The 12,879-nt window shown below is 67.1% G+C and carries 12 protein-coding genes; 6 read left to right on the top strand and 6 right to left on the bottom strand.

Annotated elements, in window-relative coordinates; translation table 11 throughout:
• The first annotated feature begins 107 nt into the window (after positions 1 to 107).
• Positions 108 to 863: a 4'-phosphopantetheinyl transferase family protein gene (locus tag ABZ720_RS10150; RefSeq protein WP_366555477.1), complete on the top strand. Its 756-nt coding sequence runs from the start codon at positions 108 to 110 to the stop codon at positions 861 to 863.
• A gap of 4 nt (positions 864 to 867) precedes the next feature.
• Here ABZ720_RS10150 and ABZ720_RS10145 read toward each other — a convergent pair whose 3' ends face one another.
• From ABZ720_RS10145 to ABZ720_RS10130, 4 genes are all read right to left on the bottom strand, one after another.
• Positions 868 to 1,734 (bottom strand): metallophosphoesterase family protein, encoded by an 867-nt coding sequence (locus tag ABZ720_RS10145; protein WP_366555402.1) that lies wholly within the window; start codon positions 1,732 to 1,734, stop codon positions 868 to 870.
• A 108-nt stretch (positions 1,735 to 1,842) separates the two neighbouring features.
• Positions 1,843 to 2,634: an ABC transporter substrate-binding protein gene (locus tag ABZ720_RS10140; RefSeq protein WP_366555401.1), complete on the bottom strand. Its 792-nt coding sequence runs from the start codon at positions 2,632 to 2,634 to the stop codon at positions 1,843 to 1,845.
• A 296-nt stretch (positions 2,635 to 2,930) separates the two neighbouring features.
• On the bottom strand, positions 2,931 to 3,656 hold the full coding sequence (locus ABZ720_RS10135) for an ATP-binding cassette domain-containing protein (RefSeq protein ID WP_366555400.1): 726 nt from the start codon (positions 3,654 to 3,656) through the stop codon (positions 2,931 to 2,933).
• 4 nt (positions 3,657 to 3,660) lie between these two features.
• Positions 3,661 to 4,362 (bottom strand): ABC transporter permease, encoded by a 702-nt coding sequence (locus tag ABZ720_RS10130; protein WP_366555399.1) that lies wholly within the window; start codon positions 4,360 to 4,362, stop codon positions 3,661 to 3,663.
• Between the two features lie 82 nt (positions 4,363 to 4,444).
• On the opposite strand from ABZ720_RS10130, the gene ABZ720_RS10125 reads away from it, so the two are divergent.
• Positions 4,445 to 5,332, top strand: coding sequence for a substrate-binding domain-containing protein (locus ABZ720_RS10125; protein WP_366555398.1), 888 nt, complete (start codon positions 4,445 to 4,447; stop codon positions 5,330 to 5,332).
• 24 nt (positions 5,333 to 5,356) lie between these two features.
• On the opposite strand, the gene ABZ720_RS10120 is transcribed toward ABZ720_RS10125, so the two are convergent.
• Positions 5,357 to 6,136: an enoyl-CoA hydratase-related protein gene (locus ABZ720_RS10120; protein ID WP_366555397.1), complete on the bottom strand. Its 780-nt coding sequence runs from the start codon at positions 6,134 to 6,136 to the stop codon at positions 5,357 to 5,359.
• A gap of 239 nt (positions 6,137 to 6,375) precedes the next feature.
• Between ABZ720_RS10120 and ABZ720_RS10115 the strand changes: the two genes are divergently transcribed.
• The 3 genes from ABZ720_RS10115 to ABZ720_RS10105 all read left to right on the top strand — a co-directional run bounded on the left by ABZ720_RS10115 (position 6,376) and on the right by ABZ720_RS10105 (position 9,868).
• Entirely contained in the window at positions 6,376 to 7,257 is an 882-nt protein-coding gene (locus ABZ720_RS10115; RefSeq protein WP_366555396.1) for an alpha/beta fold hydrolase, read from the top strand.
• 122 nt (positions 7,258 to 7,379) lie between these two features.
• Positions 7,380 to 8,384: a GlxA family transcriptional regulator gene (locus tag ABZ720_RS10110; RefSeq protein ID WP_366555395.1), complete on the top strand. Its 1,005-nt coding sequence runs from the start codon at positions 7,380 to 7,382 to the stop codon at positions 8,382 to 8,384.
• Positions 8,381 to 9,868, top strand: a complete 1,488-nt coding sequence (locus tag ABZ720_RS10105) for an L-lactate permease (RefSeq protein WP_366555394.1) — start codon at positions 8,381 to 8,383, stop codon at positions 9,866 to 9,868. Before ABZ720_RS10110 ends, ABZ720_RS10105 begins: the two co-directional genes overlap by 4 nt.
• Here ABZ720_RS10105 and ABZ720_RS10100 read toward each other — a convergent pair whose 3' ends face one another.
• Positions 9,869 to 11,584, bottom strand: a complete 1,716-nt coding sequence (locus tag ABZ720_RS10100) for a ShlB/FhaC/HecB family hemolysin secretion/activation protein (RefSeq protein WP_366555393.1) — start codon at positions 11,582 to 11,584, stop codon at positions 9,869 to 9,871.
• 320 nt (positions 11,585 to 11,904) lie between these two features.
• On the opposite strand from ABZ720_RS10100, the gene ABZ720_RS10095 reads away from it, so the two are divergent.
• The gene (locus tag ABZ720_RS10095; protein WP_366555392.1) at positions 11,905 to 12,828 is read left to right on the top strand and encodes a hypothetical protein; all 924 of its coding nucleotides are present in this window, start codon (positions 11,905 to 11,907) and stop codon (positions 12,826 to 12,828) included.
• The last annotated feature ends 51 nt before the right edge of the window (positions 12,829 to 12,879 follow it).

Below are 12,879 nucleotides of genomic sequence, written 5' to 3'. Positions count from 1 at the left end.
GTTCTTTAGATTCTAGGTGCCTTGCTTGTGCGAGCGTCTGAGCGGGTTTAGCAGAGCCGGCCCGATAGGTGTAGCCTGAGCTTGTTTGGACACGGCCCGTGCAGGGCATGTCTTGGGATATGGAGGTGGAAGGCAAGGGGATGCAAGGAGCGGCGCTGGAGAAGGTGGAGGCAGAGGTCTGGGTCTTGCCCACCAGCAGGCTCGCGTTCGACCGGGAAATGGCCATGGCGGGCCTGCTGGGCGCCGAGGAGCAGGCCCGCGCCGCACGCTTCGCCTTCGAGCGCGATCGCCGCGACTACCGCTTCGCCCACGGTCTGCTGCGGGTCCTCCTCAGCGCCGCCGCGCCGCGCGACCCGCGCGACTGGCGCTTTCGCCCCGGCCCCGGGGGCAAGCCGGAGCTGCAGCCGGGACAGGCGGATCAGCTCTTCTTCAACATCTCCCACACCCGCGGCTGCGTCGCCTGCGTGGTGGGGCGCCGCCCGGCCATCGGGGTCGATGTGGAAAGCCGAGACCGGCGAACGGCGGCGGAGGTCGGACGCAGGCTCTTCGCGCCCAGTGAGGTGGCGCAGCTCGAGCATCCGGACGAGAGCGAGCGCTGGGACCGCTTCTTCCGGATCTGGACCCTGAAGGAGGCCTACCTCAAGGGCAGCGGTATCGGCCTGCGCATGCCGCTGGACTCCTTCGCCTTCGACCTCGATCCCTTTCGCCTCAGCTTCACTCCGTCCGTGGATGATGATGCCAAGGCCTGGCACTTCGAGCAGCGCCACCTGCCCGAGGGCTTCATCGTCGCGGTGAGCCAGCGGGAGCCGGCCGGTCCGCCGCCCCTGCGCTGGCGCCTGCTGCAGGACCTTCCGGACCGCTGATGCGTCAGTGCCCGTGGAAGATCGTGCCCGGTTCCTCGGCCGGTGGCGGTGGGCCGGGCAGGATTTCCCGCAGGTAGGGCTTCAGGCCCTCGCTCTGGCGCCACTGCTTGGGGTAGCCCAGCGAGACCTCCTCGAAGCGCGTGCCGTCGCGCCAGTCGGTGCGGCGGATGTGCAGGTGACCGCTGATGCAGGCGAGCGCGCGATAGCGCCGATGCCAGGTCTCGGTGGCCCGTGTGCCGCACCAGGGGGCGAAACGCGGGATGCGCGGCAGATAGACGAACTCCTGGCGCAGCGGATAGTGGTTCACCAGGATGGTCGGCAGGTGCGCCGGCACTTCCCGCTCGAGGCGCGCGGCCGTGCGGTTGATGCGCTCCGCACACCAGGCCTGGCGCGAAGGGTGCGGCTCCGGCGACAGCAGCACTTCGTCGGAACAGACCGAACGCTCTTCGGCAGCCCAGTCCACCACCCCCTCCAGGGCGACGTCTGAGGGCCGGAAGCTGTAGTCGTACAGAAGGAACAGCGGCGCGATCACGCACTCACCCCCGGGTCCGGTCCAGCGCGGAAAGGGGTCTTCCGGCGTAACCGCCCCGGCGGCGCGCGCCGTTTCCACCATGAGCTCATACTTGGCTTCGCCGCCGATGCTGCCCTGGTCGTCGCGCAGGGTCCAGAGCTCGTGGTTGCCGGGGGTCCAGATCACCTTGGCAAAGCGCGCGCAGAGCGCTTCCAGCACATCCCACAGGGAATCCGGCCGCTCGGCGACGTCGCCGGCAACGATCAGCCAGTCCTGCGGATGATCGCCCAATTCAGCGATGGCATTGCGATTGCTTTCGATGGCAGCGTGCAGGTCGCTGATGGCATAGAGCGCAGGCAAGACAGATCCTCACAGGTTTCGAGGATACCTGTCTCTTGGTCGGCACGGGGTCAAGGCAAGTTGCGTGCCGCCCATATATGCAAGAACTGGATATGCAAGAACTGGCGGTCAGGAGCTCCCTTGTCCCGCGTTGGGGTAGAAGAGCTGCTCGCCGTCCAGCTTGTAGGACGCGATCGCGTCCTGGCCCTCGGGCGACACCAGCCAGTCGATGAAGGCTTGGCCCTCCTCGGCCTTCACGTGTTCGTGCATCTCGGGGTTCACCAGGATGACGCCGTACTGGTTGAACAGGCGGTTATCGCCCTTGACGGCGATTTCCAGGTCGCCGCGGTTCTGGAAGCTGATCCAGGTGCCGCGATCGGCCAGGGCGTAGGCCGGCATCTGGGCAGCGGTGTTCAGCGTCGGCCCCATGCCGGAACCGGTTTCCCGATACCAGCTTCCGCCCGGCTCGACAGCGGCCATGCCCCACAGCGCCAGCTCGGCCTTGTGGGTGCCGGAATCGTCGCCGCGGGACGCGAAGGTGCTCTCGTTCCCGGCGATGGTTGAGAAGGCTTCCACCACGTCGTCAGAGCCCGCGATGCCGGCCGGATCGCTGTTCGGCCCGACCACGACGAAGTCATTGTACATGACCTCGAAACGCTCGACGCCATAGCCTCCGGAGACGAACGCCTCCTCGGCAGCCTTGGCGTGGACGAAGATCACATCGGCGTCGCCGCGCCGCCCGGTTTCCAGCGCCTGGCCGGTGCCCTGGGCGATCACCCGGACTTCGATGCCGGTTTCCTTTTCGAAGAGCGGCAGAATGTGACCGAAAAGTCCGGACTGCTCGGTCGAGGTGGTGGAGGCAACGGTGATGAACACTTCCTGCGCGAGAGCCTGAGTGCTGCCCAGGGCGAATGAGGCCAATCCCGCGAGTGTAACGACAGCGGCTGCGGCGACGCGTCCTTCGCGTCCTCCGTCATGGCGAGCGCAGCGAAGCCATCCAGGGCAGATGGCAAGGCCAAAACCGCCGTCACTGCGAGCGACCGCAGGGAGCGCGGCAGTCCAGGGCCGCTGCCCGACAGCCCTGGATTGCCGCGTCGGCTGCGCCTCCTCGCAATGACGGTTGTGGTGAAGGGTTCTTCCCAGATCAATCGCCGTGCAGCGGTGCAAGCGGCTCGCAATGGCGGGGGGTTGTGGCAGAGATCGCGATTCTGCACACCTCACCATAGCAGTTCTCCTTTCATGAAGGCGTCTGCAGCCTCGCTGCGAGGCTGTTGGAAGAATTCGGTCGCCGGTGTCTGCTCTAGCAGTCGACCGTGGTGGAGGAAGATCACCTCGTCGGCGAGGCGGCGGGCCTGGCCCAGGTCGTGGGTGGTCATCACGATGGTCACGCCGGCACGGTGAAAGGCCTGGATCATGTCCTCGATGGTGCGGGTGGCACCAGGGTCGAGCGCGGCGCAAGGTTCATCGAGGAAGAGTACCTCGGGCCGCAGGGCCCAGGCGCGGGCCATGGCAAGGCGCTGCTGCTCGCCACCGGACAGAACCCGAGCCGGACGGTCCGCCAGGGCTTCGAGGCCGAAATGCCGCAGGGCTGCCACTGCCTGCTCCACCCGCTGCTCGCGGCCGATCCCCTGAAGCGACAGGGCGTGGGTAATGTTGGCCAAGGCGGAACGGCGCAGCATCACCGGGCGCTGGAAAACCATGGCGTGACGGCGCCGCGGCGACCTGGCTCCGGCGCCCAGCCACGCAACGCGTCCGTTCGTGGGCTGGAGCAGGCCGTGGCAAAGGCGCAGGGTCAGGCTCTTGCCGGCGCCATTGGGGCCGAGCACAAGGGTGCGCCGTCCGGCGGTGATGTCCAGGGAGAGGTCGGATAGCAGCGACTTGCCGCGGATCACGTAGCCGACCGCTTCCAGCCTTAGGGGGAGAATGCTCGGGAGTCCGTGCATCGCCCTATCCTGTGGTGCGCTGTGCAAGGCGCCCGGTTCCATAGGCCAGCGTGTTGAGCAGCAGCGTCAAAACGATCAGCAGGATGCCAAGGCCCAGGGCCAGGGCCAGATCCCCGCGGGCGGTTTCCAGTGCGATGGCGGTGGTCATGGTCCGGGTGTAGCCGGCGATGTTGCCGCCGACGATCAGCACCGCGCCCACCTCGGCGCTCGCGCGCCCGAAACCCGCCAGGACGGAAGTGATCAGGCTGAAGCGCGCATCCCAGAGCAGGGTGGGGATGGCACGGGCGGTGCCGGAGCCGAGCGAGCGCAACTGCTCCTCGTACTCCTGCCAGAGGTCCTCGATGACCTGGCGGGTGAGGGAGACGACGATGGGCAGGATCAGCAGCGTCTGCGCGATGATCATGGCGCCGGGTGTGAACAGCAGTCCGAGCCCGCCGAGGGGCCCCGCGCGCGACAGCAGCAGATAGACCACCAGCCCTGCGACCACCGGCGGCAGGCCCATCAAGGCATTGAACATCACAATGGCCGCGCCCCTGCCGCGGAACCGGTAGATCGCCAGCGCCGCCCCAATCGGCAGTCCCACGAGCGATGCAAGCAGCACGGCCGTCAGGCTAACGCGCAGCGACAGCGCGACGATCTGCACGAGTGCCGGATCCAGTTCCACGATGAGCCGCCACGCGGCCAGGAAGGCGTTTTCCTGCTCCATCCCTCTCCGTCCTTTGCAGGCAGTATGCGAATTCTCTATGATTAAGCCAAGAATGGAATCCATGCAGGATGTTGCGGGAGCGATGCAGCAGTCACCGGAGTTGATGACCACGGCAGAGGTCGCCGAGTACCTTCGGCTCGGGGAGCGCACGGTGTACGATCTCGTCCGTCGCAAGAGCATTCCCTGCTCGCGAGTCAGCGGGAAATTGCTGTTTCCCCGGCGCCTGATCGACATGTGGATCGAGCGCGAGGTGGCGATGGAGGGGCCCGACCTGAGCGAGCCGCCGCCCATCGTGGCCGGAAGCAGCGATCCGCTCCTGGAATGGGCTCTCCGGGAATCCGGCTCCGGGTTGGCCATCCTGTCTGAGGGCAGCGGGGAGGGGCTCGCGCGCCTGGCGCGCGGCGAGGCCATGGCTGCGGCGATGCATCTGCGCGATCCGGACAGCGGCGAGTACAACCTCCCCGCCCTGCGCGAGGCCGGCGGCCTCTACGACGCCGTGCTACTGCACTGGGCCTGGCGGCAGCAGGGCCTGGTGGTGGCGCCCGGCAACCCGCTGAACATCCAGTCGCTGAGCGATCTGGCCCAATGCAAAGGGCGGTTGGTGCTGCGGCAGAGCGGGGCGGGCGCGCAAAGGCTGCTGCTGCATTTGCTTTCGGAGGCCGGGGTGACGCTCGATAGCCTGCACACCCTGGATGGAGCGGCCCTGACCGAGAGCGATGTGGCCACCTTCGTGGCGGACGGTGAGGCGGACTGCGGCCTTGCCATTGCCTCGGTCGCGACGCGTTATCGGCTGGGGTTCGTGCCGCTCGTCCATGAGCGCTTCGATCTCGCGATTCGCCGGCGGGCCTACTTTCAGCCACCGTTGCAGGCGCTATTCGCGTTCATCCGCACGCCGGCCTTTGCCGCCAAGGCCAAGGCGCTGGGCGGCTATGACATCTCCGAAAGCGGGACGGTGCTCGACGCTGGATAGGCCGGACTTCGCTGCAGCGCTGGATCAGCGACCCTGGAAGCGGGGCTGGCGTTTCTCGGCGAAGGCCTGAACCGCTTCGCGATAGTCCTCGCTCTCCATCGCCCGTCGCTGCACGGCATCGATCACCGCTTCGTCCAGCTCCCCGGTGCCGTCGGACAGTTGGCCCAGGATGGCCTTCGCTCCGGCAATGGACAGGGGGGCGTTGCGGGCCAGTCGCCCGGCCAACTCACGTGCCGAAGCCAGGGCGTCGATCTCCACCAAATCGTCCACCAGGCCCATTTCCTGCGCCTGTCCCGCCGGTAGCCGCTCGGCGGCGAAGAGGATGCGCTTGGCGTTTGTCAGCCCGACGACATTGAGCAGATTGCGGGTTTCCTTGACGCCATAGACGATCCCCAGCCGGGCGGCCGGAACCGAGAAGATCGCGTTGGACTCGGCGATGCGAAAGTCGTTCGCCACGGCGAGGCCGCAGCCGCCGCCCACGCAATAGCCAGCGATGGCGGCGATGGTCGGCTGGGGCAGGTCCAGCATGGCATCGTTGGCTTCGTCCACCGCCTCGGCATAGGCCTCGGCCTGCTCCGGCGTGGCGCGGACCTTGGGGAACTCCGAGATGTCGGCGCCGGCACAGAACTGCCCGCCGGCGCCGGTCAGGATGACGCAGCGGACTTCGGGGTCGTGGGCAAAGCCGCGATAGAGTTCGGCCAGTTGGCGCCAGAGCGCGAGCGTGAGGCAGTTGCGCCGTTCCGGCCGGTTCAGTGTCACCACCACCACGCCGCCCGGCTCCCGGGCCAACTGAATCTCGCTCAAGGTCGCGCTCCTTTCCTGCCGTGCGATCGCCGCGCCGCGTGCCGGCAAGCTTGCCCCTCGACCGGCGTGACGGCAAGGCAAGGTGTCTGACAATTCGTCGCAGGGCGGGCTTCGATGGAGGCTGGCTCCGCCTTTGCAATGCTTGGCGGGCCCCCGAGCAATCGCTTCCTGTGCTACAGATCTTCCTGGCTATCCCATCTCCCACCCACGCAGGGCACAGGTGTAGAAGGATCGTGGTCATGTTGGACACCTTTCAGGAACACCGGATCGAACTAGACGAGGCAGAGATCTACCTGCGCAGCGGCGGCTCCGGACCGCCCCTCCTATTGCTCCACGGCTATCCGCAAACTCATGCCATCTGGAACCGTATTGCGCCGAGGTTGGCGGAGCGCTTCACGCTGGTCATGCCCGACCTGCGGGGTTACGGCCGCAGCCGGGGCCCCGCGCCCGATCCGGCGCATCGCCACTATTCGAAGCGCGCCATGGCCGGCGACATGGTGGCGGTGATGGAGCGTCTCGGCTTCGAAAACTTCGGCGTGGCAGGGCACGACCGGGGTGCGCGCGTCGGCTACCGCCTCTGCCTGGATCACCCGGAACGGGTTACGCGATATGCCAGCCTCGATGTGATCCCGACGCTGGAGGTCTGGGAGGCAATGGACGCGGACGGCGCGCTCGCCACCTACCACTGGCCCTTCCTGGCCGTGCCCGCGCCGGTGCCGGAACGGCTGATCGGTTCGGATCCGGACTTCTATCTCCGCCACCTGCTGGAGCGCTGGGCCGGGGATGTGACCGCCCTCGATCCCGCCGCGCTCGAGGACTGCCTGACGCATTTCCGCGACCCGGCGGTGATCGCGGCCACCTGCGAGGACTATCGCGCCGGCGCCACGCTGGACCGCGAGCATGACCGCCAGGATCACGAGGTGGGGCGCAAGATCACCTGTCCGGTACTGGTGCTTTGGGGGCGAGACTATCTTGGTCATGGCGGCGAATCGCCGCTGGATGTCTGGCGCCGCTGGGCCGAACAGGTGGAGGGCAAGGGCTTCGCAGGCTGCGGCCATTTCCTGCCCGAAGAGGCGCCGGATCGCACGGCGGACGCGCTGCTTCGCTTCTTCGGAAAGTAGGCGGCAGCGCAGGCACCGCCAGTCCAGGCGCGCGGCGGTGAGCGGCCGCTTTCATTCGCCACCGTCAGTGACGGTTGCGGGGCCTTGCCTTTAACCCCCGCTCGCCAGAAGCTTGGGGCATTATGACCACGGCCACCCAAACAGCTCGTACGGAAGAGTCGCACACGACCAAGCGGCGGATCGCCCTGGTGCTTTTGCCCGAGTTTGCACTGCTCCCATTCAGTTCGGCCATCGAACCCCTGCGCGCGGCCAACCGCTTTCTGGGGCATGAGGCCTACACCTGGGACCTGTTCGCGGCAACGGGACCGCGCGCCGAGGCGTCCTGCGGCATCGGTTTCGAGGTGCAGGCCCTGCCACCCGACCCCAAGGGCTACGACCTGATCCTCGTCTGCTCCGGCCTGCAGGCGCATCGCTTCACCGACGAGGCCCTACAGGCCTGGCTGCGCCGCGCGGCGCGCAGCGGCATCGTGGTGGGCGCGCTGGGCGATGCGACATTCGTGCTCGCCAAGGCGGGGCTGCTGACCAACCGGCGCAGCGTCATCCATTGGACCTGCCTTGACGGTTTCGTCGAGAGCTATCCGGAAATCGATGTACGCCCCGATTCCTTCCTGGTGGACGGCAACATCATCACCTGCTCGGGCGGTACGGCGGCCTTCGAGATGATGCTGCAGTTCATCGAGCGGGACTTCGGGCCCGCCCTGGCCGACCAGGTCTCCGACTACTTCCTCTATCTGCGCGAACAGGAACATGGCGCGCGCGGGCCCCTGCCGCTGTCGATCCGGCTGCGCATTTCCCATCCGCGCCTGCGCAAGGTCGTGGAGTTGATGGAAGAGAACCTGGAGGAGCCCCTGGCGATCCGGGATCTGGCCGAAGCCGTGGACATCTCCACGCGCCAGTTGGAGCGGCTGTTCCGCAGCCAGATCAAGACCACGGCGAAGAAGTACTACCTGGAGCGCCGCCTGCAGAAGGCGCGGCGTCTTCTGGCCCACTCCGCGCTGTCGGTCACGGAGATCAGCCTGTCTTGCGGCTTTCAGCAGCAGGGGCACTTCAGCCGCCAGTATCGCCTGGCCTTCGGTGAGAACCCAAGCGAGACGCGGCGGCGAGGATTGGGCAGCCTTCCGACATGACGCTGCTGCTGGCGGCTTCGCCGGTGCTGCTGTCCGCCGGCGCCCTGCTGTTTGCCCGCCAGTCAGCCACCCGCGCCGGATTGCTCGGCCTGTTGACGGCGATCGTGCTTGCCCTGGCGCTGGCACAGTTCCGACTGATGCCTACGGCTCTGCTCGATGCGGTGCTGCGCGGCGCGCTTACCACCCTGGTGGTCGCCTACGTCCTGCTCGGCGGCGTGCTGCTCTATCAGGTGATGCGTGCGGGCGGGGCGCTGGAGACCCTCTCGGCCGCTGTCGCCCGGGCCATACCCGATCCGGCGCACCGCCTCTTCACGCTGGTGCTGGGTGTGTCGGTCTTCTTCGAGTCGGCCACCGGTTTCGGCATCGGGATCGTGGTTTGCGCGCCGCTGTTCCTGGCCCTGGGCTTCACGCCGATGCGTGCGGCCTTCCTGGCCCTCCTTGGGCAGTGTGCGGTGCCCTGGGGCGCGCTGGCGATTGGCACCATCCTGGGCAGTGAGCTGTCGGGTGTGCCGGCAGGTGTCCTGGGCACCCTGGGGGTCGCGCTGTCGTGGCCCTTCATACTGTTATGCGGGGCCTTGGCCATGGTGGTGGGCGGGCAGTGGCGCCCGCTGCCCAAGCGCGCGCTCCAGCTTCTGGCCTATGCCGGACTGCTGTGCGCTGTACTCTGGCTCGCCTCGCTATGGGTCGGGGTGGAGTTGGCGGGCATTCTGGCCGGATTGGCCGTGACGCTCCTGGGTCTGCTCAGCGGGCGGCGTGCCCCAGTGGCACGGCGTGACTCAGCGACACAGCCGGAGGAACGGAAGCCTCCAGGTGCGCTTGCCCGCGCCCTGCTGCCGGTCTCGGTACTTCTGCTGGGCTTGCTGCTCACCCGGCTCTGGCCCGCACTGCGGGAACTGAGCAGCGGCCTGCTGGTGTTCGAGGTGGAGCGGCTGGGCTTCGCGCTGCCGCTTTTGCATCATCCGGGCTTCTGGATGCTGCTGGGCGCGGCCACAGGCGTCTTCGCCCTCTCCCTGAGCGGCCGGGAGGTGGTGCGCCTGTCGGAGCAGGCGCTGCGGCAGTGGGCGGTGGCAACCCTGGCGGTGGCCGGCTTTCTCTGCATGGCGCAGGTGATGTTCGATGCCGGCATGATCGCCGCCCTGGCGGAGCGCATCGCCGCGGCGCTAGGCGCCAACATGCTGTTGCTGATGCCCTTCATCGGCGCATTGGGTGGCTTTCTCACCGCCAGCAACGCCGGCGCCAATGCCATGTTCATGCAGTTCCAGGTCAGCTCGGCCCAGGCGCTGGCCTTTCCCAGCGATGCCGTTGCCGCTGCCCAGAACGCGGCCGCCGCCAATGCCACCCTGGCTTCGCCCGGGCGGGTGGTTCTGGCGGCAACCGTGACGCAGTGCGTGGGTCAGGAGGGCCGACTGCTGCGCTGGGCCTTGCCCGTGGTTCTGGCCGGCACCCTGCCCATGCCGCTGATCCTGCTCTGGATCGTCGGCTGATCAGAATTGATAGCTCAGCTTGAAGAAGGCGCGGGTCCCGAGGTCGTCGATGTGGCGGCTGCTGTAGGCCGGGGTCGAGATGCCGACCTGCAGGTAGTTCTGATAGGTGATGCCGACGCCCACCGCCGTGACATGGGCCGAGCGGAAATCCATGTCGTCCATCTGGTTGCGCAGCCAGGCGTGGTCGCCGAAGGCGAAGGCGGAGAAGCCGGACAGCGCGTCGCTGTGCGAGGCGAGGTCGTGTACCAGGGTCAGTGAACTGGTGACGCCGCTGTCGCCGGAGAGTGAGGCGGCCGCAAAGCCGCGGCCGAGGCTGTCGCTGCCGACTGACAGGCGCGCGGCCGAGGGCAGGCGGGTCAGCGCCACCTGGCCGCGGGCACCGAAGTCCGCGCGGAGGGTGTCCGTCAATCCATGACTGATGTTCAGGTCGCTGGAGACGAGACTGAAATCGGGGCGGCCCTTGAAGCGCGCGCTCATGGGGTCGTCGGCCGCCGTGGCACCGAGCGCGTTCAGGCCCTGGGAGACGTTCAGGCGGGCCAGCAGGCCGCCGCGCGTCAGACTGCGGTCGTAGCTGGCGCTGACGCTCAGCCAGCGCTTGCGATCATCCACCACCTCGAGCGACCCGGCACGGATGTTGTCGTTCTGCCCGGTGAGTTCCACCTGGCCGATCAGGTTGTGCTGAATGCGGCGCAGGAAAGGGTATTTCAGCCAGAGCGTCCCCACACGGCTGTCAACCTGCAGGTCCTGCTTGCGCGCATCGCCGCCGGGGGCAGAGCGGACGTAGGTCAGGCTGTAGCCGGCGCTGAGCCCGTGCGTGCCCAAAGGGTAGCTCTGAGTGAACTGGCCCAGGCGGAAGCGCCGCGGGGTGATCGGGTTGACGACACCCACCAGCATGCTCTGCTCGAACTGGTCGAGCAGGTTGAGACCCGTGCCCACGAGGGTGAGCTGCAGCGGGCCGGAATCCTCGTTGGTGAGGTTGTCGAGCTGCGTGACAGCCGAGCTGGGAATGCGTGAGATCACCAGAGTCAGGCGCCCGGCCCCCACACGCTCGGGCACCTGCTCCAGCAGCGCATCGACGTCGATCCCTTCCAGATCGGCGATCAGCAGCAGTTGCCGCTCCAACTGGGACACCCGCAAGGGCACCTGGCCGACCATCCGGTCGATGTAAGGTTGCAGGCGTTCGGTGATGTCGGGAATCTCGCTCTCGATCCTCACCTCTTCCAGATAGCCCTCGAACACCTCGATGCTGAGCACGCCGTTGTCCGTGTTCCAGGAGGTGACCAGGGCGCGGGCATAGACATCGGACTCGCGGTAGTAGCGCTCGATCGACTCGATCAGCGCCTCGATGTCTCTGCGCCCGATGTTCTGCTCGAGCAGAGGCTGCCAAAGCGGTGCCAGGTCGTCGCGCGTCAGGAATTCGGCACCGCTGATTTCGACCCGGGTCAGGCGGAAGGCCGCTTCCGGCAGGTCGACCAGGCTGCGCCGCTCCAGGGGCACGGAAAGCGCGATCCGGCGCTGCATCTCCAGCGGCGGGCGGAACTCCTGGATGACCCTGTTCTGTTCGACGATGACGCTCTGGATGGCACGGTTCTGGGCGTGGGCCTCATCGACTCCGGCCAGGCAAGCCGCGACGAGCAGCAATACGAGACAGAGCCCGGCACGCCGCCGCAGCCATTTCAGGGGCGATCGTTGGGGTGCGGCACAGCGCTTCGGCATTTCTGTAAACCGGGTCCTACTCTTGACGTGGCGATTCGGACCCGCTGGCCGGTCCGCTGGGAATGCTCGGAAGGGCCGGGAAAAGAGGGAGACGCTGCATGGGGCAGCAGCGTCTCCCAGTCCCGAAGCTTGGGAATCGATGCTTGTGGCATTTTGGGACTCCCATCCCCCTTTTGGGCTGCCCGAACCTACTATGTACCTCTTTTGGGCAGCCTGTCCCTCGTAGTGATTCGCATTGTTTTGCTGTTTATCGTAAAAAGCGGAGGCAAGAGCATGGGGCCACAATGCGCCATTTGGTTGAGATTGGTAAAAAGCTTGAGTTGACTGCCACCGCCTTGGGTTGTCTTACCCGAAAGGAACTCTGCGCCGCATTTGAGCGGGTCAATCCCAGTACCGTGCTGACGGTGCAGAACAGCTACAACTGGATGAGTGGACGCGCCGCGCCGCGCAATTTCAGCCTGTTCGAGGACTGGGCGCGGGTTCTGCGCCTGCCTGAAGGCCCGCACTTCATCATGTCGTCGAGCCTGGCGGACTTTGCCGCCGCCCTGAGCCAGCGCTTTGCGCTGCCGGCCTCGGCCTTGGAGCCCCTGGGTCTCTCGGGGCGAGGACGCAGGGAGGCAATGCAGACGCCGGCAAGCTGGCGCAACGGTTCGCTGCTGCAAGGCAGCTTTCTCGTGCTGAGCGCGGCCTGGTCGCCCCTGGCCCGGGGGCAACTGCTGCTGGGCGCGATCCGCTTCGAGCCCAGCAAGGAGGGCCTCTCCGCCGTCTACAGCGAGCAGCTGCTGGGGCGCTGCGTGCGCTTCAGCGGCGAGGGGGCGGAGGACGGCCGCAGCGGCCAGTTGGTGCTGCAGTGCGACGCCAATGCCGGGACCTACTTCATGTCCTTTCACCTCCCGACGCTGCCCGGCAATCTCTCCGGCGGCATCTTCGCCGGCAATGCGATCTATGATCCGCAAGCGCAGCCCACGGCCGGGGTTCTGCTCTTCCTGCGCAATCACGGCCAGGATCACGACGACTTGGAAGCAAAGCTCGGCTATGTACCGCTCGAGCCCAGCGAATTGGCGCGATGCCTCACCTGGGTCGGTTACGGCGAGGATCCGGACTTGGCCGCCGAGCGCGCCCTGATGACGCTGCTGACCGAGCGGGAAGCGGCGCCGGTGCTGTCGGTGCGGCAGGAGGCGGTGGCCGAGGCCGCTGCCTTGTTGGACCAACGCCGGCTTCTTATGTCGAAAGCTGTATCATAGGGCTTCGCGCCCCGCTGGTGGCTCGCTCCGCAGTTGCCGGCAGGCCGGGAA

Origin of the sequence: Aquibaculum sediminis (assembly GCF_040712085.1) — a bacterium.
Taxonomy (GTDB): domain Bacteria; phylum Pseudomonadota; class Alphaproteobacteria; order Kiloniellales; family DSM-21159; genus Aquibaculum; species Aquibaculum sediminis.
Note: the sequence above shows the minus strand (reverse complement) of the source record. Positions and strands in the feature narration are given on the sequence as shown.